Here is a 23,626-nt window from a genome sequence, read left to right as displayed (position 1 = left end):
AACGATGTCGCCATTGGAGTTGCATTGAATGGTTTCGACGCATCCTATCGCCGCACCACCTGCGCAACGGGTAGATTGGGTAGATTACGCAAAGGGCATCTGCATCATTCTGGTGGTAATGATGCACGCGGTAAACGGGGTCGAATATCTGTTCGATGAGCAAGGATGGATGCATCCCATCATCGATTTTGCACGGCCCTTCCGAATTCCGGACTTCTTTCTCGTGGCGGGTCTGTTCCTGAGCCGGTCGATCCATGCGCCGCTCGCCGACTATCTCGACCGGAAAGTCGTGCATTTCATATATTTCTACGTGCTCTGGCTCACGCTCCAGCTTCCCGTTCTGGAGTTCGATGCACTGGTGTCCCATCCCGGTTATGTCCTGAAGCTATGGTTCTACAGCTTCGTTGAACCCTCGAACTCGCTTTGGTTCGTGCACATGTTGGCGATCTTCTATGTGGTTACGCGTTTGCTGCGAAACGTGCCGGTCTGGATCGTGTTTGCAGGCGCCTTCATCCTCCAGTCTCTCTACCAACTTGTGCTGATTGATACGGGATGGGGCGTGATCGACCGGTTCGCAAACCGGTATGTCTACTTCTTCATGGGGTACGCGTTTGCACCACAAATCTTCCGATTTGCCGGAAGGGCGACCAAAGCGCCCTGGATCGGAGCCCTTGGTTTGCTGGCTTGGGGCATTCTGAATTGGTGGGCAGTCAGCCTCGCCTTGCATGAAGAAGTGGTTACCAGTTTCATTCTGGGCATTGCCGGCGCGACTGCCGTCTGCGTCGTGTCAGCGCTGCTGACCCGTTTCCGCGCAGCAGACTTTCTCAGATATTGCGGTCGGCACTCGATCGTCATCTATCTGACCTACGCGTTTCCGCTCGTTGCGATGGAGCGACTGGTGCTGCCTGCAATCGGAGCGCCCTTCGGAGATGTGGGGCTGGCGTCCGCCTTGACCCTGACATTCGCTGTTGCGCTCCCGCTTGCCTTCCACGCCCTCATTCGCGGCACGCCGCTCAATTTCCTGTACGTCCGTCCGGATTGGGCCAGCTTGTCTGGAAGCGAGCGCGGGAAAAGGCGCGCTGCGTTGTCGGCAAAATAGCCTAGACGTTGAAGCGGAACAGCATCACATCGCCATCCTGGACTATGTAATCCTTGCCTTCTGACCGCATCTTGCCGGCTTCTTTCGCGCCTGCTTCGCCGCCATGCTCGACATAGTCCTTGTAGGCAACGGTTTCGGCGCGGATAAAGCCTTTCTCAAAGTCACCATGGATAACCCCGGCAGCCTTGGGAGCACTCCAACCTTTCCGGATGGTCCATGCGCGGGATTCCTTCGGTCCGACCGTGAAATAGGTCTGCAGGTCGAGAAGGTTGTATCCGGTATGGATCAGACGGGTCAGGCCCGGCTCTTCCAGTCCGAGCGTCTCAAGATATTCGCTGCGGTCCGGCTCATCCAACAGGGCGAGCTCGGCTTCAATTTGAGCTGAAATCACAACGCACGCAGCGCCTTCTTCAGTCGCGCGGGCCTCGACACGACTGGAATATTCGTTACCTGTTGCGGCACTGTCCTCATCAACGTTCGCGACGAACAGAACCGGTTTTGAGGTCAAGAGCTGCAGCATGTTCCACGCTTTTGTGTCGTCTTTCGAGACAACAGCGCGTCGGGCCGGGCGACCTTCGTTCAGCTCGGCAAGTGCGAGATCAATCAAAGCGACCTGAGCCTTGGCTTCCTTGTCACCGGAATTGGCCTTTTTCACGACGCCGGCCTTGCGCTTTTCAAGGCTTTCCATGTCAGCCAGCATGAGTTCGGTCTCGACGACTTCGAAGTCGGCAATCGGGTCGACCTTCCCGCTGACATGCGTGATATCGTCATTCTCGAAACAGCGAAGGACATAGATGATCGCGTCTGTCTCACGGATATTGGCGAGGAATTTGTTACCAAGGCCTTCACCTTGGGAGGCGCCCTCTACGAGACCCGCAATGTCCACGAAGTTCATGCGCGCCGGGATGATCTCCTTCGAGCCACCGACTTCGGCGAGCTTCTCCAGCCTGGGCTCTGGTACGGCGACTTCGCCAACATTTGGCTCAATCGTGCAGAATGGATAGTTGGCCGCTTGCGCTGTGGCCGTCTGAGTGAGCGCATTGAAGAGTGTGGACTTGCCCACATTGGGAAGGCCTACGATGCCGCATTTGAAGCCCATACCGGTCTCCTGAGTAACTGGTTCGCCGCGCAAATAGCCGTATTCACAGCCGAAAAACAGACGGAAATATCGCCTGATAGCGGAATTGGGTGGAATATTAAGGGTCTATGGGTATGCTTGGCTCATTACTTCAAGAGGTAGCGCGCATATGGCGTACGATGTTTTCCTGGTATCGGCGATCGAAGATCGCGACATGGCGAAGTTGGTCGCACGTCGGCTGCGTTCGCTGAAGTTCAAGGTCTGGTTCGATCAAAAGCAGGTGGACAATACGTTCGATGCCAAGGATGCACGCAATGCGGGCAATTCCAAGCATATGCTTGTCATGTGGTCCGAACATGCAGTGAAGAGCGACTGGGTGCGTGCGGCGGCTTCTGTCGGGCATTCGCGGCCTGGCATGTTGGCCCAGGTCAGCGTCGACAAGACGATCCCTTACGAGCCGTTCAAAAGCGACAAACGTTTCTCGATTGAGGGCATGACGTCGCGCAAGACTCCTGAAGGCTTTTACAAACTGATCGAAGAGCTCGGCCAGCGCGATGGGCGCTCCGACCTTCGAGAGTGGATGGGGTATGGCTCGAAGGATGAAGAAGCGCGGGAAGACTGGCTCACGGCTCATCCGGACGACCCGCTTGCTATTGATGCAAAGAAGAAGCGTGAGAAGGCGATGGGTATCAAGCCTGCGCCAGCGGCCGAGACGGCCAGCGCAGCCGCCTTGGCAAAGGCTTCCGTCAAACCGCATGTCGCAAGTTCCGGTCCAGGCCAACGCCTAACAAGCTCAGCGGCGCCTGCCACTTCAGATCCATTGGGCATGGGATGGGGCACGATTGCCGCAGTTGGCGCAGCCGTGTTCGCAATGTTTTTCCTGAGCTGGATTTTCCGCTCTCAGACGATCACCGCTCCGGTCTATGCCGGTGCACCGGGTGTCGGAAATGCTTATGTCCTTCAGGAAGCCTGTCCAGCAGGCCAGGTGCCAGCATCACTAATGAAAGTGCTCGAGCCGGGGCCGATCGTGAATGATACTGAAGAGCCGGAGCCTGAAAACTAGTTCAGGCGAAGACGGCGATGGTCTGTCGGCCGATCATGATCGGTTGGCCTGATGTATTCCACAACGTCATGGCTTGGCTGTTATAGCCATCCTTTGACGTATCGGCGACATGCCGGGCTAGGAACCACCCCTCGTTCGTCTGAATGTCATCTGTCAGGAATTCTGCCATCCATGTCATGGAGCTGATACGGGCCTGTCCTGTCAGCATCGACATGGCCGCAGGCGGTGGTGCGTCTGCGAGTGCCAGGACGGAAACCGCGTCCGGCGGAACCGAGCCATCCTTGTGTCGCATCCAGAGAGACATGTCTGCGTCTGGCGCACCCGACATCGGGGGGCTTCCTTTCGCCAGCCGCATGTTGAAGTTGCGGGTGAAGGCAGGGCGCCTCGGCGACTCTCCGAAGAAAGATATGGTCTCGTCCGGGGAGGTAACTTCAGGCGCAGGAAGGTTTGCGAAATTGAGGGATGACTCACGGTGTGCCCCAAAGGCAAAGATCGCCTCTGCAGCAACGCCTGCTTCGCCCATCATGCGCACGCTCGTAAAGACGGTATTCTTGCCTTCGCGCAGCAGGGTGGCGGTGCACTCGACGTCACCCGACACAGGCCCGACAAATGCCACTTGCGCAGACCGTATCTGACGCCCACCAGAGGTCGGCATCGCGGCCTGTAGGCACAGCGCCGCTGTCAGCCCCCCATAGGTTGTGCGGCCCTGCATCCAGGTCTCGGGCACATGGAAAGACATGGCAAGGTCGCCGGTCTGTCTGCCGCTGCGCATGAGGGTGGTGAAATCCATCGGTCTCTCCCTGACTACAGAGCGCCAATTTAGTCAGTTCTGGAAGGGAACCAACTCATGACGCTGGGGTATGTGAACAAAAAAGCGCCCCGGCATATCACCGGGACGCTCAATGTTTTCGATAGGGCGCAGCCTAGTGCTGGCTCTCCGGTGTCGTGACTTTCAAGCCATCCAGATCTTCCGAAACGGTGATCTGGCAAGACAGTCGGGAATTTTCCTGAACATTTTCAGCGAAATCGAGCATGGATTTTTCCATTTCTTCCTGCTCGCCAACTTTGTCCATGAAGGCCTGGTCGACATATACGTGGCATGTGGCACACGCGCAGGCGCCGCCGCAATCGGCATCAATGCCTGGAATGGAGTTCTTGATAGCAGCTTCCATCACGGTCTCGCCGTTCTGGGCCTCCACAACGCGCTCCGTGCCGTCGTGGTCGATATAGGTAATTTTCGCCATGTGCGGGTTTCTCTCCTTCAAGCGGCCACTGCGTTAGTGGCAATCTCTTTCATTGTTATTGATGTGTCTGCAAGAATGTCAGCCGAAAGCTTGGCGCCTGACATGATGAGCTTCTTGGATGCGAGGAATTCGGGCGGACTGTTGATCGCATCCACTGCGATGAGCGTTCCATTCTTCAGGTAGAAGGCCGCAAACTTTCGATCCTCCGGTGAACCCCTCACCACGATCTCGTCATAGCCGGCGCTGAGCCCGGCGATCTGGAGCTTGAGGTCGTACTGGTCCGACCAGAACCAAGGGCAATCTTCATTCGGTCGCGGTTTGCCAAGAATGGCGGCGGCAGCGAGCTTGCCCTGCTCGATGGCATTGTGGACGCTTTCAAGCCGACCAGAGCGACCAAAATGCACCAGCGGCCGACTGGCGCAATCGCCTGCGGCAAAGATTCGTGGGTCGGATGTGCGCGCATCGCGATCAACAAGAATGCCATTATTGCAGGCAATTCCGGAATCTTTGGCGAGTGCTTCGTTTGGCAGGATACCGATGCCGACCAGAACAATGTCCGCATCGAGTTTGGTCCCATCGGTGAGCACGGCAGCGGTCACCGCGCCATCATTCCCTTCAAGCTTCGACAGGCTCGTCTCTGTGCGAATCTCAACGCCCTGGCGGCGATGCTCAGCCTCATAGAACTCGCTCATGACCGGGCTTGTAACTCTGGCTAGAACACGTGGTGCCATTTCCAGAACGGTCGTTTTCAGACCCATTTGCTGGGCGACCGCCGCTGCTTCAAGACCGATATAACCAGCTCCGATAATCACCATGGAGCGTCCGGCCACCATTTGCGGGCGGATCCGTTCCACATCTGAAAGACCGCGCAGCGCGTAGACATGCTCAAGCTCTGCACCCTCGATCGGAAGAGTGCGAGGGCGCGAACCCGTCGCGATGATCAGCGCGTCATATTCGAGGTGGCCACCATGTTCGAGATCCACTCTGCGTTCCGCCCGGTCGATGCTGGTTGCACGTGTCGAAAGGATCAATTCCACATTGTTGTCTTCGTACCAGGCGGCTGGTTTGAAGTAGAGGCGCTCCTCGGCGAACTCCCCCTTCATATAGGCTTTTGACAATGGTGGGCGCTGGTAGGGCAGTGCCGGTTCTTCACCGACCAATGTCAATTCGCCCGTATAGCCACCCATGCGCAGGGATTGAATTGCTTGCGCCGCAGCTTGCCCAGCCCCAAGCACCACAATGCGTTTTGCGTCTGTCAAATCCAATGTGCTATTCCCGGTCTACGTAGGGTCAATTCGTGACGCCTGCGTCATTTTTAATGTTCTAGGCCAGTCTGCCTGCTACTGCAAGGCATGTCACCACGCGTTTTGCCGCAATTTGGTCAGGAAACGATGGTGTGTGAGGTCAGTCTTTTATATGCACATGATGATGAAATTGACCTACCGACTCGACAATGAAGCTCACACGCTCGCATTCGGCAATGCGATCGCCCCCTTGCTGAAGCCGGGCGACGTGATTGCCTTGCATGGCGGGCTGGGTGTCGGCAAGACGACATTCACGCGAGGGCTGGTCCGGGCGCTCATACCGGACATTCAGGAAGTGCCGAGCCCGACATATACTCTGGTCCAAGCCTACGAGGCTCCGGATTTTCCCGTCTGGCATTTTGACCTCTATCGGCTGGGATCGCCTGACGAGATGGCTGAGATTGGGTGGGACGAGACGCCGGAAGGCGTGGCGATTGTCGAGTGGCCGGAGAAAGCGGGAAAGCACCTTCCTGCGTGGCGGCTGGATATCGTCTTTGACTTTGAAGGCGAACATCGGCTCGTATCCCTGGAACCCCATGGCGAAGATTGGCGGGCGCGCTGCAATGAATTTCAATTCTAATTCCCGCGACGCGCTGATCGCTGATTTTCTTGCGCGTCATGGATGGGGTGGTGCAGACCTCAAGCCATTGGGACAAGACGCATCCACGCGCCGGTATGTTCGGATGGTGCGCGCTGATGGTTCGGCGGCGATGCTGATGGATGCCCCACGCATCGAAGCTGACCCATGCCCACCGGATGCCGATGATGCCACGCGCAATGCGATGGGCTGGAATGCACAGACGCGTTTGGCGGCCTCTCGTGTCGACGCCTTCGTCCTGATTGCGCACCATCTCAGATCACTCGGTTTTGAGGCGCCGGAGATATTTGCGCATGATACTGAAGCCGGGTTGGCTATTCTGCAGGATTACGGCGACGGTAGGGAATTGGCTCGGCAGATCGAGCAGGATCCGGCTTTGGAAGTGCCCGCCTACATGCTGGCCGCTGGCATGTTGGCAAAACTTCATCAGCAACCGATCCCCGAGGCTGTGATCTATGGGTCCGAGCAATGGCCCATTCTTGATTTTGACCGCCTCGCATTGTCCTCGAATGCTGACCTGTATGCGGACTGGTTGCCAGTGGAGGCGGGTGGCGCTGCGCTGACTGGACTTGCCCGCGTTAGGTGGGAGTCCGAACGTGATGCCCTGATCGAACAGGCCATGGCGTTCCCGCGTGTGTTCACTCTGCGTGACTATCATGCTGAGAACCTGCTCTGGATGGGCGATGGCCGTATTGCGTTGCTCGATTTTCAGGATGCGGTGAAGGGATGGGATGCATGGGATATGGCCATGTTGACTCAGGATGCGCGACGGGACGTTTCGCATGAGGCGTCCGAAGCCGCGATCCAGCACTATCTCGACCAGACCGGCAAGACGCGCGAGGCCTTTGACGAGCGGCTCGCCGTGATTGGGGCTCTCAACGCGCTGCGTATTGCAGGTGTGTTCTCCCGGTTGCAGCATCGTGATGGCAAGGCCCGGTATGGCACATTCCAGCCGCGCCAACTGAAACTGCTGGCCCGCAATCTGTCCCACCCCGCACTGGAGCCCATGGCGGCCTTCGTGCGGGAGACGACCCCCTTCGTGTTCGAGGAAAGCTGATGTCATCAAGTATTCCGCATACGGCAATGGTGCTGGCCGCCGGGCTAGGTTCCCGGATGCGGCCGCTGACGGACACATGTCCGAAGCCTCTGATTGAGGTTGGTGGCAAGCGTCTGATGGACCGGATGATCGACCCACTGATCGAAGCGGGCGTTCAGCGGATCGTCGTCAATGTCCATTGGCTCGCCGATCAGGTCGAGGATCATGTTTCGGGCATCAAGGGTGTGGACCTGATTGTGTCGGACGAGCGTGGCGAAGTGCTTGAAACGGGCGGCGCGCTGGTGAAAGCCGCGCCGATGCTTGGCGATGATCCCGTCTTCGTGGTCAATACAGATGCGTTCTGGGGTAAGGGTGATCCGACACCTTTCCTTGATCTGGCCAGCGCATTTGACCCAGCGCAGATGGACGAGCTCCTCCTTCTCGCGGATACGCAGCACAGCCTGGGATATGGGGGCGCCGGAGACTTTCTCCGTGCCGAGGATGGCAGCCTCCAGCGACGCGGTGAAAACCCGTCTGCCCCATGGGCCTATGCGGGAGTACGCATCCTCAAACCGCAAGCATTCTCAGGCCTCGCCGTGGAGCGCTTCTCGGTTGCTTGGCGAATTTGGGGGCCGCTTGTCGAATCCGGACGGCTGCATGGTCTGCCACTGGATGATTTCTGGCTGCATGTGGGCGATCCGGACGCCCTGAAAGACGCCGAAATGTGGTTGCGCTGCCATGGCGCGTGATCCTGCCCTGTTTGGCGTAGGCGCGCCAAAAGTCTGGTCCATCCCGCCGGGCGAAAACTTCCTGAAATGCCTCGCAGCGGAACTGGCTCGCGCGGTGGATTTGCAAAACATTCCGAATGCGTTGGCGGACGCCACCATTTATGTTCCAAACCGCCGGTCTGCGCGGAAATTGTCTGCCGCCCTTTTCCTCGCCTCGAACGAAACCCCGATCCTGTCGCCAGACATCCGGGCGATGGGCGATCTCGAAAGCGACGAGGCCCCGCCTGTCGCCGAGTTTTCAGTAACCGATTTGCCCCCAGCATTGGCGCCTGCCAAGCGGCTCGGAACATTGGCCTCTCTTGTGCAGGCCTATTATCGCGAGAGTTCCGGCATGGATGTTCCGCCATCGTCGGCGCTTGCAGCCGCGAACGAGCTGGCGCGATTGCTGGACCAGGCTCATCTCAGCCCCGGGGCCGACTGGAGTGGGCTGGCAGATCTGGCGAAAGACGCCGACCTTGCCCAGCATTGGGAGAACTCGGCCAAATTCCTCGAAATCATAACCGATGCCTGGCCGAAATGGCTTGAAGAGCAGGGCGTCACCGACCCCCTTCAACGGAGATTGCTGGCTGCGGAAGCGACCGCAGAGGCTTGGCTGGCGCATCCACCCGAGGCACCGGTCATCATTGCCGGCTCGACCGGGGCGACGCCTGCCGGGCGCGTGTTGATGAAAGCCGCGCTGCAATTGCCGATGGGGCTTATCGTTTTGCCTGGGCTCGATTCTGCCGCCTTGGAAGAGCATCGTGCCGGTATTCTCTCCGAGGTCGGACATCCGCAAAATACGTTGCTCAATACATTGGTCGCACTCGAAATTGAGCCGGGGGCCGTGGCTGAATGGCCTGGCATTGAGATTGGCCCCAAGCGCGACGCGCGCCGTCGCATGATCATGGAGGCGCTCGCGCCAGCCGATGCCACAGCAGACTGGCGAGATACCCTCGATCAACTTTCCGCAACAGCTGGCACCGACGTGCCAAGTTTTGCAAGAGACGCACTGGAAGGCCTGTCGCTCGTAGAGGCTGCGGACGAATCTGCTGAAGCGAGTGCGATCGCCCTCATGATGCGCGAGACATTGGAAGCCAAGGACCGGACGGCGGCCCTTGTTACGCCGGATGCGGGCCTCGCGCGTCGCGTATCCGCCTTGCTGAAACGCTGGAGCATCAGCGTTCCCCCCTCGGCCGGTATTCCGGTCGGACGCACGGCGGCCGGCAGCTTCGTGGGGCTCTGCGCGAAATGGGCGGTCGATCCGGGCGACCCGGTCCTGATCGTGGCGGTTCTAACGCATGAACTGGCCGCGCCAGTCGATGATCTCGCCGACTTTGAGCTTCATTTCCTGAGAGGTCCGCGACGATGGAAATCCCTTCAGGAACTGGTCGAGAGCATTCGCACTCGAGATATGATCGAGCCCTATCCGCAATTCGGGCCAGATGAACAGATTAGGGGGATCACGCTTGTGGAATCCCTGATTGCCCGGTTCGAGCATGCCGATGCGGACCTTAGCCAGATTGAAGAAGTAACCGGAGACGACGCAATTCAACGTATCGCAGCCTTGGCGGAATCGGTCAGCCAGACACCGATGCCTTGGGCTGGGGAAGACGGCGCAGCCACGAGCCGCTTGCTTGAATTCGTGCGCGAGGTCTCTGAATCCCTGGGACCGATGCGACCGGCCGCGCTCGCCGATCTCGTCAATGCGCAGGCGTCCCAGATGACCGTCAGTTTTGGTGAAGCCGAGCATCCGCAACTCTCGATCTGGGGACCGCTGGAAGCGCGACTTCAGTCTGCGGATCGGGTGATCCTTGCTGGACTCAATGAGGACGTTTGGCCAAAGCGCCCGGCGCCAGACGCGTTCCTGCCCCGGCATTTCCGTGCGCGCCTCGGCCTGGGTGATCCTGAAGAGCGCATGGGACTTGCCGCGCACGACTTTGCCCAGCTTGCCTGCGCGCCGGATGTCGCTCTGGTTTACGCTTCACGGAGAAATGATGCACCGGCAGTCGCGTCGCGCTGGGTCTGGCGGCTCAAGACGCTCGCGGAAGGCGCGCTGGAAAATCAGGCTGCAGATCATTTCACCCCCACGGCGTTTGATCCGATCAAGCTGGTGGAGGGTCTAAAGCTGAACCGGGTCAATGCATTTTCTGACTTTAGCGCCGAGCCGACTCCATCCGCGCGCCCTGAAGGCTGGCCCGCGCGCTTGTCCGCCACACGCGTCGACCTTTTGCAGCGCGATCCATATGCGCTCTGGGCTGAACAGGTGCTGGGCCTCTCCTCAATCGATGCGCTGAATGATGAACTCGGCCCTGCGCCGCGTGGGACCGCAATTCATAGGGCGCTAGAGCTGTTCGAGGAAGACGGAAATCCGAAGACGGCCGAACACTTGATGGGCCTGCTCAGGCAGGAATTGCTGCGTGTGGGCGAACCTGGCGACGCATGGGCGGCGCGTGAGGCCGTGTGGCGGCGTACAGTAGATTGGTTCATGGTCTGGCGTAGTCAGCGAGATACGTCGGGCGGCAAGTTGAAGCAGGAAGTCAAGGGTTCCATTCAGTACAGCGTCGCCGGTCAGCCGTTCACTTTGTCGGCGACCGCTGATCGGATAGAGCAAACGGCCCGGGGCGATCTTGTCATTGTGGACTTCAAGACGGGTAGTCCGCCGCGCGACAAGGAAGTGGCCACAGGGCTTAGCCAGCAAATGCCTTTGCAGGCCCTCATCGCCCAGAAGGGTGGCTATGACGGGGTGCCAGCGGCACGGGTTGACCAGTTGCACTATGTGGCCTTCAAGGCGAAGCCCGATGCATTCAGCCTGGGGGGCAAGCACAACCTCCCGACAGAGCCCGCCGACATGGCAACCATGGCTGAAGATGGCCTGTTGCGCCTGATTGAGGCCTATCGCGAACCCAGCTCGAAATTCCTGTCTGCGCCGCGGGTGAAATTCGTGAAATACGACAATGGCTACAATCTCCTGGCCCGCCGTGCCGAGTGGGCAGGTGATACCGAAGACGGGGAGGGCGGGGATGCCTGACGTGAAGATGCTCATTACTCCGCCGGATACGGAAGACTACCGTCGTGCGAACACTGCCCAGCTCGTTTCGGCCGATCCGGCACGTCCGGTTTTCGTTATGGCCAATGCGGGCAGCGGCAAGACAAAAGTCCTGATTGATCGCGTCGCTCGCCTGTTGCTGCGCCACGAAGATGGGCGCGTGGGCGCTGCTCCGGATTCGATCTTGTGCATAACCTACACCAAGGCCGCCGCAAACGAGATGTTGTCGCGTCTGTTTCGAACGCTCGGCAAATGGTCGATTATGCGCGACGACAAGTTGCGTGAGGAATTGTCCCGCCTGGAGGGGCGACCGAAAGATGCCTACAAGACAGATGACCTGAGAGCGGCCCGCGCACTCTTCGCTCGCGCGCTTGAAACACCGGGCGGCCTTCGGATCGAAACGATTCATGCGTTCTGTGCGCGCATCCTGCGACGCTTCCCGTTGGAGGCCGGCGTGCTACCCGGCTTCGCAGAGATTGAAGAAGATGAGGCTCAGGCAATTTGGCAATCCGTTCGTGCGCAAGCGGTGCTGCACGCAAGTGAGGTGGCTCCTGAAGCCTTGAACGTATTGGCGCTGGAAGGGGGGCATGATGGTGCGGACGTTGCGTTGAATGCCATGCGGTTCCAGATGAGCGCCTATCTTGATTTCGCTGAAACGCATGCATTCAATCAGGCTGCGATGCGTGCTGCTCTCATTGAGGGACTGAACGCACCTCAGGCGAGCCCTGGAGAAATTCTCGAGCTGGAAATGGGCTCGCAGATGCCGGTTGGTGCACTGCGAGAGGCCCTCATCAGTCTTCGCGCCTCTGGCAAGCGAGATGATACCCGTACGGCCAATGCCGTAGAGGCGGCGCTTTACGAAGAAGACCCGGGCCGCCGGTGGGGCTGTTACAAGGGTGCCTTCTTCGGCGCTCAGGGCAACGCATACAAATCCCTTTACAATGCAGAGGCGGGTAAGGATGCCAATGTGGTCGCGCTGTTCGCGACCAAGGATGAAATTGGGTCAGAAGTGGCGCGCGTTGAGGCGCTCGCGGCGAAGTTGAAGCTGGCCGAGACCGTAGAGCGCACCTCCGCTCTGTTGGAAGTCGGGCTGGATGCGCTGGTCGCATACCAGGAAGAGAAGCGTCGTCGCGGCGCGCTCGATTTCGACGACCTTATCCGCAAGACACGTGACTTGCTCACCCGGACCGGCATGTCCGACTGGGTACTTTACAAACTGGACGGAGGAATCAGTCACATACTGCTCGATGAAGCACAGGATACCAGCCCAGAACAATGGCAGCTGATCAATGCGTTGACGGAAGAATTCACCGCGGGCATCGGCGCCGAACGCCAACAGGACCCGCGTACCTTGTTCGTGGTGGGGGATGAGAAACAGTCTATCTATTCCTTCCAGGGCGCAGAGCCTGCCCAGCTTCGTGCGCAGGAGCAGGCCTATATCCAGAAGGATCCGGCGGCCCTGTCCCAAACCATGGAAATGTCGTTCCGGTCATCGCCGGAAATTCTCGGCTTCGTCGACGCGGTCTGGAACTCGGCCCCGCCGGTCGACATTGCATCTGGCGCACAACCTCCGCTGACGGCGGATGGGGTGACACATACGGCTCGTCGCGCGAACCAGCCCGGCCTGGTAGAGCTCTGGCCGGTGGATGAGCGTGACGAGGACGAAGACGCTGATGCGTGGTCACGACCCGTAAATGCGCTGCGTTCAAGTTCTCCAAAGGCGCAGCTTGCAAGCCGGCTTGCAAAACAGTTGAAAGCCATGGTGGATCGGGGTGAGACCGTATGGGAGGAATTGCCGACACGGGACTGGCAGCGCCGGGCCATGAAGCCTGAGGATATTCTGATCCTGGTGCGTAGCCGGACGGGTGGCCTCTTCGATGCAATGATTTCAGCGCTCAAGTCCGAAGGTCTCCCGGTTGCTGGGGCCGACCGGTTGAAGCTCACCGACCAGATTGCAGTACAGGATTGCCTGAACCTGATTCGGTTTGCGCTCCTGCCAGAGCGTGATCTGACACTGGCGGAAGTCCTGCGCGGGCCTTTCGTCGGACTGGTGGACGATGATCGGTATCTGTTCCGGCTTGCGAGCAAGCGCAGAAAGGGCGAGACGCTCTGGTCGCGCGTTCGCGCGAGTGACGATCCCGATGTGCAGGCTGCCGAAAGATTTTTGTCAGGCCTGCTGGAGCGTCGCCATGAGCCGCCATACGAATTTCTCTCGCGGGTGCTGGATGTGCCGGGGGCGGACGATTTGACGGGTTGGGACAAGATCAATGCACGGCTTGGTACGCCGGCTCATGATCCTGTCGAGGCACTGCTTTCCCGCGCTCAAGGCTTTGATGCGACGGAGCCGTCTTCACTGCAGGCCTTCGTTGCAGAGATGGAGTCGAAGCTTGTCGAGATCAAGCGAGATCTCGCCGCGCCTGAAGGAAAGGTCAGGGTGATGACGGTGCATGGTGCCAAGGGGCTTCAGGCTCCGGTCGTCGTGCTGCCCGATACGACCGCTGGGCCGAAGTCTGTTTCATCGTCCATGTTCACCGTCAGCGACATGCCGATCTGGTCTCCCCGCAAGGACAGCGACATCCCCGCTGCAGAGCATGAACGTGCTGTTGCGAACGCAAAATCCGAAGAAGAGTTTCGCCGGCTTCTCTATGTTGCGCTGACCCGCGCGCAGGACCGGTTGATCATTGCCGGTCATTGGCATGGTGCGCGCCCGCCCGGGTATCATGACCGGAGCTGGTACGCATTGTGTGGCGCGGCCATGAGCCGGTTTGCTGAAGAGGCTGATGAGGATGGCATCCGCAGGTTTGGACGGGTGCCTCCGAAAGACCGGGATGTATTTGAAGAATCCAAAGCGCATTCAGCGCTGCCAGACTGGGTGTTTACGCCCCCCCGTCAGGCCGAACGCCAGCGCAGGTTCGGCGCGCCGTCCAGCCTGCTTGGCCGCAAGACACCGGTCCTTGCGCCTTTCAGCCAGACGCGGCAGACGCGCCTGCGCCGCGGTAGAATCATTCATTCCTTGCTGGAATACTTGCCGGCGCTGGACCCTGCCGCGCGCCAGGCGGCCGCGGATAGGTACCTGTCCCGCCTATCCGACCTCACAGATTCTGATCGCCACGAAATGAACGCTGCGGTCTTTGGCATTCTGGACGCGCCAAACATGCAGCGTCTGTTCCGGCCCGGCGGGCGCGCGGAGGCTGCGATTGTCGGTTCGGCGCCTGAGCTGCCGCACGGGCTGATCATCAATGGCCGGGTCGACCGGCTGGTGGTGACGGATAACGAAGTGCTGATTGTCGATTTCAAGACCGATCAGCCTGCGCCTGACAGTCCGGACGGTGTAGCAGAAACGTATCGTGCCCAGATGGCGGCTTATTGGGCTGTTCTGAGGCGGGCCTATCCCGGACGGACGGTGCGCACGGCGCTTTGCTGGACTGACGGTCCACGCCTGATGTTCTTGCCTGAGGAGATGCTATTAGAAGCTCTAAAGGGTGCGCAGAGCCCGGTTTGACTTCCCAATAGAGTTCCTATGTATGTTCCAACTGAAACAGAAAGCATGAAGGAGCCACGCTATGGCTGCGGTGAATGTTACCGACGATGAATTTGACGGCCTGATCGGCGATTCCGATTTGCCGGTGGTTGTGGACTTCTGGGCTGAGTGGTGCGGTCCATGTAAGCAGATGTCGCCGCACATTGATGCGGTGTCCGAAGAGCTGGCAGGCCAGATCAAGGTCGCCAAGATCGACGTGGACGAGAACCCAATCGCGCCTTCGAAGTATGGAGTCCGGGGTATGCCGACTCTCATGATCTTCAAGGATGGCAAAGTTGCCGCGACGCACTTGGGCGCGATGAGCAAACAGGCCATCTCTGACTGGATCAAGCAAAGCGTCTAAAACGTCTTGCTAAGTAGATAGTGAAAAAACGCCGGCAGCGATGTCGGCGTTTTTTTATGCAGCTTGCGTGGTCAGGGCGATGAAGACGTCTTCAAGGTCAGGTGCTTCTGTAACCAGGTCGCCAATTCCGATTCCGTTTGAGCGTACAGTCTCCAGCAACCTGCCGATACCGGTTTCGCTTGACCGGAACGTAATGGCGAGATCGCCATCGGGGCGCAACACTGCATCCATATCCGACAGGGCAGCGGGCACGGTCGCAAGCGGTTCCTTCGGCGTAATCACCAGCGTCTTGTAGTCGAGGCGGGAAAGTAGTTGTGGGGTCGGCTCGCAAGCAACAATCTCACCATGGTTCACGATGGCGATTGAATCACACAGCTCCTCGGCCTCTTCCAGATAATGAGTCGTCAGGATGATTGTCGTGCCTTTGTCGTGAAGTTCCCGCACATAGGTCCACAGAGACCTGCGCAGTTCCACATCGACACCCGCTGTTGGCTCGTCGAGAATCAGGACGGGGGGATTGTGGACGAGGGCCTTGGCCACCATCAGGCGACGTTTCATGCCGCCCGACAATTGGCGCACATAGGCATCCTTCTTGTCATCGAGCCCGACGGCTGTGAGGATTTCAAGGCTGCGGCGCTCCGATTTCGGCACGCCGTAAAAACCAGCCATCAATTCAAGCATTTCCAAAGGCGTGAAGAAGGGATCGGCAACGATTTCCTGATTGACCACTCCGATGGCTGCCCGGCTCTGGCGTGGATATTTGTCGATATCCAGCCCCCAAATGCTCGCCGAACCAGACGTCTTGTTCACAAGGCCAGCCAGAATGTTGATAAAGGTCGATTTTCCCGCACCGTTCGGACCAAGCAGTCCGAAGATAGAGCCACGCGGAATCTCCAGATTCAGGCCCTTTAGCGCATGCTTTTCGGGCATCTTGCCAGATGCGCGATAGATTTTGTTGAGGTCTTTGACTTCAATGGCGAAGTCAGGGGCAGGTTTGCTGGACGACATGTGGGGGCCTTTTCACTCTGTCCATTCGATCTTGCGCCGATGGGCGGTGCAATCTAGGTAGGACCATGTGGCACCGGTAACAACCATGCCGACGAAATTGCAGATGGAATTACAAGTCATGTCCACGAAACGCGATGTGTTCGACCCGCCGGAAATCTCAATGGTGACGAGCCATAGGGTCTCGTGCAATGGCGGCGGCGGCGCCCTCGGACATCCGCGCGTTTGGTACGAAATGGGCGACGAGGATTTCGTCGAGTGCAAATATTGTGACCGGCGATTCGTTCTGATCGGCGGCAAGCAAGACCCTTCACGGGCGCGATGATTGCGGCCGGATGATGTGTGAGGTGTCCGAATGCGCGTCCTGATAGCAGGCGGAGGCATTGGGGGCCTGACCGCCGCTCTGGCGCTCGATCATTTTGGACACGAGGTTTTCGTTTTCGAACAGTCCAGCGTGCTGGATGAAGTCGGCGCGGGTATCCAGCTCAGCCCCAATGGCATGCAGGTGCTCAATCAGCTGGGAGTATCCGCCCGCATTCTCAAGGATGCGTTCCGTCCCAAGGCTCTGGAAATGCGGATGGGCCGCAGCGGTCGTCGGCTGTTCGACATCCCGCTCCGCAAGTCGGCGATCAATCGCTGGGGCGCTGACTATCTCCATGTCCACCGGGCTGACCTGATCCAGGCTCTCTACGATGCACTGGTCGCACGCCGTCCGGAAGCAGTCAGTCTTGGCCGAAAAGTTGTTTCCTATCAGAAGGATGAGGCTGGCGTTCGTGCGACATTGGACACCGGCGAAACTGTCGAGGGCGAGCTTCTTGTCGGCGCAGATGGTATTCATTCTGTCGTCCGGACTCAGATGCTCGGCACTGAAGCGCCCCGATATACAGGCATGACGGCTTGGCGGGCCATGTCCGCTGTCTCGGACCTGACCGAAATCCCGCCTCCAACGGCCACAGTCTGGACCGGATCTCGCAGACATGCGGTCACCTATCTGCTGAGAGGCGGCAGTCTCGCCAATTTCGTTGGCGTGGTGGAGCGCAAGGCGAAGCATCTGGAATCGTGGACCGCTGAAGGATCGCGAGAGGATGCGCTCGTTGATTTCAAGGGATGGCACTCATCCGTCACCGGCATCATCGAACACGCGCCGGTGCTGCATCGCTGGGCGCTGTTTGACCGCGACGAGCTACCGCGCTGGTCCGACGGGCGCGCAGTATTGATGGGGGATGCCTGTCATCCGATGTTGCCTTTCCTTGCGCAGGGCGCCGTGATGGCCATTGAAGATGCCTATGTGCTTGCAAGGGAAGTTTCGTCCGAGGCAGACCTGCCAGACGCCCTCAAGACCTACGAGGCCTGTCGCAAACCGCGCACCAGCAAGGTTCAGGCGGGCGCGAGAGAGAATGCGAGCCTTTTCCATCGCAGCAATCCAATAACCCAATTATCCACATACGGTCCCATGTGGATGGCTGGCCGCATGATGAAGGGTTTCATCCATTCGCGGAATGATTGGCTGTATGGGCACGACGTCACGCTGGGCTGAGCGGCGCACGGCTTGTCAGCTCGTTGGGAAGCGGGCATTCAGATGTTTCATTTGAAACAATATTCGGGTCCCTATGCTCTCAGTTCTCGACCTATTTCGCGTGGGGATTGGCCCATCCAGTTCCCACACAGTTGGGCCCATCCGGATTGCGGCGCGTTTCTCTGACGGACTTGCGAAGGCGGGCAATCTCTCACAAGTTCAGCGGATCGAGGTGGAGCTCCAGGGCTCCTTGGCGCTGACGGGAGAGGGGCATGCAACGCCGAAAGCGGTTTTGCTTGGGCTCGCCGGGTTTGCGCCAGAGACTTTGGATCCGGACGTGGCGGATGCTGCTGTCTCAGAGATCAACTCCAGCCACAATCTCTTCCTGGCCGGTACGCACCAGATCACATTTGATCCGGATAAGGATATCGTATTTGCATATGGAGTTATCCCCAGCCTGCATCCCAACGGGATGCGGTTGAGGGCGTTCGGCCCAGCAGGCGAAATTTTGTCCGATGAGACGTGGTACTCCACAGGTGGGGGGTTCATTGCGTCGCAGCGCCAGCTTGAAAAGCCACTTGAAGACGATCTCATCCAGACTCAAGTCGACGTGCCTCACCCTTACACGTCTGCTGCCGAATTGATCATGATGTGTTCGCAGAACGATCTCACGATCGAGCAACTCGTTCTCGCCAACGAAGATTCCTTGCGGCAGCGGTCTGAGACATTTGAAGCGCTCGACCGCATCTCTGACGTTATGACAAAATGCATTGAGCGGGGCCTGTCGCAGACGGGAACGCTACCGGGCAAGCTGAATGTCAAACGCCGTGCTGCATCACTCTGGGCGAAACTCGCCAAAGATCATGCTTCAAACGAACGCGAGCAATTGTTTGACTGGCTCAACGTATATGCCATGGCGGTGAATGAGGAAAACGCGTCGGGTGGCCAAGTGGTCACCGCGCCAACAAATGGCGCCGCTGGCATTATACCCTCTGTGATCCGCCATTATTGCAGCGATACAGACGATGCGCGTGACCGTACACGCAAATTCCTGCTTACCGCGGGCGCGATCGGCATTCTCTACAAGCAGCGGGCGTCTATCTCAGGTGCCGAGATGGGATGTCAGGGTGAAGTTGGTGTGGCTTGTTCTATGGCGGCTGGCGGTCTCGCCGCCGTTTGGGGGGCGGTTCCCCAGCAAGTGTCCAATGCAGCGGAAATCGGCATGGAGCACAATCTCGGCCTGACATGTGACCCAGTAGGTGGGCTTGTCCAGATACCTTGCATTGAGCGCAATGCCATCGGCGCTGTGAAAGCCGTCAATGCGGCGCGGCTCGCCCTGCATTCAACAGGGCATTCGCATGTGTCCCTGGACCAGGTCATTGAAACGATGAGACAAACCGGTCTCGACATGTCTTCGAAATACAAGGAAACCAGTCAGGGCGGATTGGCCGTCAATGTCGTGGAGTGCTGATGACGCAAGTCAACAATCTCGGATCGCTACTGATCAGCCTGCGGGAGCAGACATCGGGAGAGAAGGTTACTGTCGGAGCCATGCTTGATGCGGTCGGACGACGGTCTTACGGACCGCTGTTATTGCTTCTGGGCTTTGTGTCGATCAGCCCGTTGACCATCATCCCGGGCGCAAACTGGCTGGTCGCCCTGATCATTCTGATCATCGCGGGTCAAATCGTCTTCGGCATGAAGTATCCATGGGTGCCGCGTCGCATCCTGGAATTCGAGTTTCCCCGGTCGGCGTTGATTCTGGGAGTAGAGCAGGCGCATCCATATGTCTGTCAGGTCGACCGGTTCCTGAAGCCGCGACTAGCGTTTCTTACAGAACCGCCCTTCGTTCAGCTGGTTGCGTTGATCTGTATCGCAGCAGCGCTGGTATCGTTTCCGCTCGGTTTGATCCCGTTTGGCCCCGTATTGCCGGGGCTGACAGTCTTGCTGTTCGGGTTGGCGCTTACAGCGCGTGACGGATTTGTACTGATTCTGGCGGGGCTCGGGCTCGCCAGCAGCTGTTATGTCGTGATCAGGTTGTGGGAACGGCTGATTGGTTAGGTAGGCGCAGGCACGGGACCTGAGCGTCGTTCTGCTTGGTTTGGGGAAGGTGGCTCCGCGAGTAGGACTCGAACCTACGACCGGGCGATTAACAGTCGCCTGCTCTACCAACTGAGCTATCGCGGAACAGCCGGAGACGGGTGAATAGCAGACCCGAATACCCGTTCAAGCCCCCACATGCTGCGAAGTCATAAAAACTTGCAGATTCCGCAAAAAAAAGGCGGGAGACAAGCTCCCGCCGAGGCGTTGGGTGATGGTGGGTGTCTCCAAGAGAAGACGAGTACACAATCCCTCAAATTGGTTAACGGGCTGTAAACGGTTTGCAAATGTGTGAGGGAAAATTAGTCGGATCGCGTTTACGACTCCGAAATCATGGGCGTCGGGGTGCTGGCACACCTGCTGGGCCCGCTGGTCAGGCGTGTGGCGGATAGGAGTGGTCATTTGAAAGTCTGGAGGCTCCGGCCGGAATCGAACCGGCGTACACGGATTTGCAATCCGCTGCGTAACCACTCCGCCACAGAGCCGTCCCAGAAGGCGCGTCACTTAGCAACGAACTTCGTAGCTTGCAATCTGTCCTTTTCATGCGGCGTGCGTTTATCGCGCATTGCGCCCCCGAAAACCCATGTTAAAGGGCAGGGAAACCGCGCTATAACAAAGCCCGAGAGGGAATCGAGATGAACTACGACAAAGCCCGTGAGATCATGGTCGACACGCAAGTGCGCCCGAATGATGTCTCTGACCCGCATATCGTCTCGGCTTTCCTCAAAACGCCTCGCGAAGCCTTTGTGCCGACATCGCGCAAATCGGTGGCCTATTCTGAACTGGAAATCGAGACGTCCGTGGGCCGTGCCCTCTGGACGCCGCGCGATACGGGAAAATTGGTCAAGCTGGCCGACATCAAACCATCCGACATTGTGCTAGTGATTGGTGCTGGCTCTGGCTACGAGGTGGCGCTTATCAGTCATTTGGCCGAAACCGTTATCGCGCTCGACGATACCGATGCGCGCGTGGACGCCATGTCAGAGCGCTTTGCAGCGCTTGGGATCGATCAGGCGGTTGCCGTCGAAGGTGATCTCGCTGCAGGATTGCCTGACCAGGCGCCTTTCGACGTTATCTATGTCTGCGGCATGGTCGAAACACTTCCAGAAGCTTGGACTTCGCAGTTGGCTGAGGGCGGTCGACTGGCCGTCGTGACGCTCGAGCGGGAAGGGCTTGGACGCGGCAAGGTTTACACGCGCGCAGGCGACACAGTATCGGCCCGCGAAGGATTCGATGCTTTTCCACCAAAATTCCCTGCATTCGACCGCAAGAAGTCATTTGTCTTCTGACAAGCGACAGGCCGCGACAATTTGTTAAGACTCCAGAAAAGTGAACAGTGTTCACTAATGCCGTCAGAGCCCTTATATTAGGGATCAAGCATATAAGGGGCTCAGTCGGTCTGGGCCTCAAGGAGCGCCGCATGAATTTCCACCGATCCCTCTCTGTCAGCCTTTTTGCCCTCGGCCTGACCGGGATGACCGCAGCACAAGCAGACACACTCGCCGACGCCATCAATGCAGCGCTCGCAACCAATCCGGGGCTGCAATCTCAGCGAGTTGAGACAGATATTGCTCGTGAGAGTGTGGAGCAGGCCCGTTCACAGGGGCGTACCACGGTCGATCTGACTGGGAGTGCTGGCTACCAATACACAGATTCAAACGCAGCTTTTGCGTCGCTCTCCGGCACGAATGGCGACCGTCCGATTGCCAGCGCCCAGATTCAGGCTGCCAAACCCATTTATACCGGAGGACGTATCAACGCCGGCATCCGTCAGGCAAAGGCCGGCGTGGAGGCCGCTGAATCGCAATATGATGCCGCCGTCCAGGATCTCATCCTTCAGGTCATAACGGCCTATGTCGATGTGCGCAGCGACCTCGAAACCGTTTCGATTCGCGAAAACAATGTCGAAGTAACCGGTGAGCAGGTCCGTGCGGCGTCTGACCGGTTCGACGTGGGCGTGGTGACGCGGACCGATGTTTCGCTGTCTCAAGCTCGCCTCGAAGGCGCGCGCGCCGCTCTGGCCGGCGCCGAAGCAGTTCTCGAAGCAGATATTGCAAACTATCAGTTCCTCACCGGTCTTGCGCCGGTCGATCTCGCGCCGCCGCCGCCGCTGCCGCCCCTTCCGGCCTCGCTGGACGAAGCAGTCCAGATCGCGCTCGACACGAACCCGGACCTGATCGCCGCCCGCCATGCTGAACGTGCGGCTCGCGAGGCAATTGACGTTGCCCGCGGTCAGTACAAGCCTCAGATCAGCATCGTGGGCACTGCGGCGCGCCAGGAAACCTATAATGACTTCACTCAGCGGGATTCGAGCGTCTCAGCTGTGGCCCAAGGCACCATCCCGCTGCTTTCAGGCGGCCTGATCAAAAGCCAGGTGAAATCGGCCAAGCTGCAGCGCGCTCAGGCGCAGCGCCAGATCGATACGCTTCAGCGCAGCATTCGCGCTCAAATCGCACAATCCTGGTTCGCTTATGAAGCTTCCTTGCGCTCCATCTCGGCCTCCGAGCGTCAGGTCGACGCAGCCCAGATCGCCTATGACGGCGCCACGGAAGAGCTGGCCGTGGGCATTCGCACTACGCTGGATGTGTTGGACCAGGAGCAGCAATTGTTCGAAGCCCGGCTTGCCCTCGTGCAGGCCGAGCGGAACTCCTATGTCGCCGCTCACAATCTCCTGCGCGCGACCGGACAATTGTCTCCGAACATGCTGGTTCTGGATGGCGCGGGCTGAGACTCGCGTTAACGACGATAAACGGTTGTTAACACAATCCCCGTAGCGGTTAATGCATAGGGATTCGCACTGCACCAAATATCAAGGGGCTGGCCATGGCCAATGAAGCACACAAAGAACCGACGATGGAGGAAATCCTCGCGTCGATTCGCAAGATCATCTCAGATGATGACACGGCTCCACAGGCGGAAGAATCGGCTCACGCCGAAGAGACTCCCGCGCCTGTCGAGGCTGAAGCCTCATTCGATGAGGATGATCTGCACGATATAGATGACGTCATGTTCGAGGACGAACCGGCAGCGGACGAGGCTTCTGCCGAAGAGGTTGTGGCTGACGAAGACGCCTTTGAAGTAGAATTCGAGCAATTCGACTCCAGCGCCGACGAAGTCAGCGAGCCGCCAAGCTTCGAAGAAATGCTTGGCGCGGCGCGCGCTGTCGTGGCGGCCCCCAAGGCCGAAGAGGCTGAGGAAGTCGTAGAAGAAGTGTTTCCCGAAGCGCTCGTTGAAGAAGTCGCTCCGGAGCCCGAACCAGAGCTTGAACCTGAACCCGCTGCCCCCGAACCGGTGGCTGCATCCGTATCCGTGGAGGAAGACATGGCGGCTACCGCACGTTATCAGCAAACCATCCTGACCGACGACCAGACTGCCGATGTGGCCGCTGGTGCACTTGGCAAACTCATTTCCAAAATGGACATGGGCGGGGACAATACGATCGAGGGCCTCGTGCGCGAGATGCTCAAGCCGATGATGAAGGACTGGCTCGATGCCAACCTGGCAAAGATCGTCGAGGAAAAGGTCGAGGCCGAAGTACAGCGCATTGCCCGCATGGCGCGCTAGCCTCTCCTGACAAATACGTTATAGGGAAGGGCGCGCCGTCACTGGCGCGCCTTTTCTTTTAGATGGAATACGCCTGAAACGATGCTCGACCAAAGATTTGACCCCGCCGAAGCCGAACCCCGCCTGTACAAGGCCTGGGAAGAAAACGGATGCTTCAAACCCTCCGGCGACACGTCTGCACAAGCTTATTCCATCGTCATCCCGCCGCCGAATGTCACCGGCGTTCTGCACATGGGGCACGCCTTGAACAATACGTTGCAGGATGTCCTGATCCGGTTCGAGCGCATGCGCGGCAAGAATGTGCTGTGGCAGCCGGGCACCG

Annotated in this window: 21 protein-coding genes and 2 tRNA genes; 16 read left to right on the top strand and 7 right to left on the bottom strand. The window is 58.6% G+C overall.

All coding sequences use genetic code 11. The features are described 5' to 3' along the window. The first annotated feature begins 28 nt into the window (after positions 1-28). Complete coding sequence (locus B2P82_RS05280; protein WP_290495643.1) at positions 29-1,099, top strand: acyltransferase family protein; 1,071 nt, start codon at positions 29-31, stop codon at positions 1,097-1,099. Between the two features lies 1 nt (position 1,100). On the opposite strand, the gene ychF is transcribed toward B2P82_RS05280, so the two are convergent. After that, the gene (gene ychF, locus B2P82_RS05275) at positions 1,101-2,198 is read right to left on the bottom strand and encodes a redox-regulated ATPase YchF (protein ID WP_290495641.1); all 1,098 of its coding nucleotides are present in this window, start codon (positions 2,196-2,198) and stop codon (positions 1,101-1,103) included. A 148-nt stretch (positions 2,199-2,346) separates the two neighbouring features. On the opposite strand from ychF, the gene B2P82_RS05270 reads away from it, so the two are divergent. Further along, a complete protein-coding gene (locus B2P82_RS05270; protein ID WP_290495639.1) occupies positions 2,347-3,240 on the top strand; it encodes a toll/interleukin-1 receptor domain-containing protein in 894 nt (297 codons plus the stop codon). Between the two features lies 1 nt (position 3,241). On the opposite strand, the gene B2P82_RS05265 is transcribed toward B2P82_RS05270, so the two are convergent. The 3 genes from B2P82_RS05265 to B2P82_RS05255 all read right to left on the bottom strand — a co-directional run bounded on the left by B2P82_RS05265 (position 3,242) and on the right by B2P82_RS05255 (position 5,749). Then, complete coding sequence (locus B2P82_RS05265; RefSeq protein ID WP_290495637.1) at positions 3,242-4,030, bottom strand: thioesterase family protein; 789 nt, start codon at positions 4,028-4,030, stop codon at positions 3,242-3,244. A 133-nt stretch (positions 4,031-4,163) separates the two neighbouring features. Next, positions 4,164-4,484, bottom strand: a complete 321-nt coding sequence (locus tag B2P82_RS05260) for a 2Fe-2S iron-sulfur cluster-binding protein (RefSeq protein ID WP_034813477.1) — start codon at positions 4,482-4,484, stop codon at positions 4,164-4,166. Between the two features lie 17 nt (positions 4,485-4,501). After that, the gene (locus B2P82_RS05255; protein ID WP_290495635.1) at positions 4,502-5,749 is read right to left on the bottom strand and encodes an NAD(P)/FAD-dependent oxidoreductase; all 1,248 of its coding nucleotides are present in this window, start codon (positions 5,747-5,749) and stop codon (positions 4,502-4,504) included. Between the two features lie 163 nt (positions 5,750-5,912). Between B2P82_RS05255 and tsaE the strand changes: the two genes are divergently transcribed. The 6 genes from tsaE to trxA all read left to right on the top strand — a co-directional run bounded on the left by tsaE (position 5,913) and on the right by trxA (position 15,119). Beyond that, complete coding sequence (tsaE, locus tag B2P82_RS05250) at positions 5,913-6,368, top strand: tRNA (adenosine(37)-N6)-threonylcarbamoyltransferase complex ATPase subunit type 1 TsaE (RefSeq protein WP_206993196.1); 456 nt, start codon at positions 5,913-5,915, stop codon at positions 6,366-6,368. Then, entirely contained in the window at positions 6,352-7,443 is a 1,092-nt protein-coding gene (locus tag B2P82_RS05245; protein WP_290495633.1) for an aminoglycoside phosphotransferase family protein, read from the top strand. The genes tsaE and B2P82_RS05245 overlap by 17 nt, the downstream gene beginning before the upstream one ends. Further along, a complete protein-coding gene (locus tag B2P82_RS05240) occupies positions 7,443-8,171 on the top strand; it encodes a nucleotidyltransferase family protein (protein WP_290495631.1) in 729 nt (242 codons plus the stop codon). Before B2P82_RS05245 ends, B2P82_RS05240 begins: the two co-directional genes overlap by 1 nt. Continuing rightward, on the top strand, positions 8,161-11,217 hold the full coding sequence (gene addB, locus B2P82_RS05235) for a double-strand break repair protein AddB (RefSeq protein ID WP_290495629.1): 3,057 nt from the start codon (positions 8,161-8,163) through the stop codon (positions 11,215-11,217). Before B2P82_RS05240 ends, addB begins: the two co-directional genes overlap by 11 nt. Then, a complete protein-coding gene (gene addA / locus B2P82_RS05230) occupies positions 11,210-14,737 on the top strand; it encodes a double-strand break repair helicase AddA (RefSeq protein ID WP_290495627.1) in 3,528 nt (1,175 codons plus the stop codon). Before addB ends, addA begins: the two co-directional genes overlap by 8 nt. A gap of 61 nt (positions 14,738-14,798) precedes the next feature. Further along, positions 14,799-15,119: a thioredoxin gene (gene trxA, locus B2P82_RS05225; protein ID WP_034813468.1), complete on the top strand. Its 321-nt coding sequence runs from the start codon at positions 14,799-14,801 to the stop codon at positions 15,117-15,119. Between the two features lie 54 nt (positions 15,120-15,173). On the opposite strand, the gene B2P82_RS05220 is transcribed toward trxA, so the two are convergent. Further along, positions 15,174-16,127, bottom strand: coding sequence for an ABC transporter ATP-binding protein (locus B2P82_RS05220; protein WP_206992976.1), 954 nt, complete (start codon positions 16,125-16,127; stop codon positions 15,174-15,176). A gap of 118 nt (positions 16,128-16,245) precedes the next feature. Between B2P82_RS05220 and B2P82_RS05215 the strand changes: the two genes are divergently transcribed. The 4 genes from B2P82_RS05215 to B2P82_RS05200 all read left to right on the top strand — a co-directional run bounded on the left by B2P82_RS05215 (position 16,246) and on the right by B2P82_RS05200 (position 19,701). Beyond that, a complete protein-coding gene (locus B2P82_RS05215) occupies positions 16,246-16,449 on the top strand; it encodes a zinc-finger domain-containing protein (RefSeq protein WP_034813464.1) in 204 nt (67 codons plus the stop codon). A gap of 30 nt (positions 16,450-16,479) precedes the next feature. Further along, positions 16,480-17,661 carry an FAD-dependent monooxygenase gene (locus B2P82_RS05210; RefSeq protein ID WP_290495625.1) on the top strand — a complete coding sequence of 394 codons (1,182 nt, stop codon included), beginning with the start codon at positions 16,480-16,482 and terminating at the stop codon, positions 17,659-17,661. Between the two features lie 73 nt (positions 17,662-17,734). After that, positions 17,735-19,111, top strand: coding sequence for an L-serine ammonia-lyase (locus B2P82_RS05205; protein ID WP_290495624.1), 1,377 nt, complete (start codon positions 17,735-17,737; stop codon positions 19,109-19,111). Continuing rightward, on the top strand, positions 19,111-19,701 hold the full coding sequence (locus B2P82_RS05200) for an exopolysaccharide biosynthesis protein (RefSeq protein WP_290495622.1): 591 nt from the start codon (positions 19,111-19,113) through the stop codon (positions 19,699-19,701). The genes B2P82_RS05205 and B2P82_RS05200 overlap by 1 nt, the downstream gene beginning before the upstream one ends. Before the next feature lie 50 nt (positions 19,702-19,751). Here the strand turns inward: B2P82_RS05200 and B2P82_RS05195 are convergent. Together B2P82_RS05195 and B2P82_RS05190 are read right to left on the bottom strand one after the other, a co-directional pair. After that, positions 19,752-19,827 (bottom strand) — tRNA-Asn (locus tag B2P82_RS05195). 324 nt (positions 19,828-20,151) lie between these two features. Continuing rightward, positions 20,152-20,225, bottom strand: a tRNA-Cys gene (locus B2P82_RS05190). A 150-nt stretch (positions 20,226-20,375) separates the two neighbouring features. Here B2P82_RS05190 and B2P82_RS05185 point away from each other — a divergent pair. The 4 genes from B2P82_RS05185 to B2P82_RS05170 form a co-directional block, all read left to right on the top strand. Then, on the top strand, positions 20,376-21,029 hold the full coding sequence (locus tag B2P82_RS05185) for a protein-L-isoaspartate O-methyltransferase family protein (RefSeq protein ID WP_206992981.1): 654 nt from the start codon (positions 20,376-20,378) through the stop codon (positions 21,027-21,029). 131 nt (positions 21,030-21,160) lie between these two features. Next, complete coding sequence (locus B2P82_RS05180) at positions 21,161-22,468, top strand: TolC family outer membrane protein (protein WP_290495620.1); 1,308 nt, start codon at positions 21,161-21,163, stop codon at positions 22,466-22,468. A gap of 95 nt (positions 22,469-22,563) precedes the next feature. Beyond that, positions 22,564-23,304 carry a DUF2497 domain-containing protein gene (locus B2P82_RS05175; protein WP_290495619.1) on the top strand — a complete coding sequence of 247 codons (741 nt, stop codon included), beginning with the start codon at positions 22,564-22,566 and terminating at the stop codon, positions 23,302-23,304. A gap of 81 nt (positions 23,305-23,385) precedes the next feature. Further along, positions 23,386-23,626, top strand: a 241-nt coding sequence (locus tag B2P82_RS05170; protein ID WP_290495617.1) for a class I tRNA ligase family protein, incomplete at its 3' end; no start/stop codon positions are given.

The sequence above is a fragment of the Hyphomonas sp. UBA4494 genome (assembly GCF_002388935.1).
Classification (GTDB): domain Bacteria; phylum Pseudomonadota; class Alphaproteobacteria; order Caulobacterales; family Hyphomonadaceae; genus Hyphomonas.
This window is presented reverse-complemented; position numbering and strand designations above follow the sequence as displayed.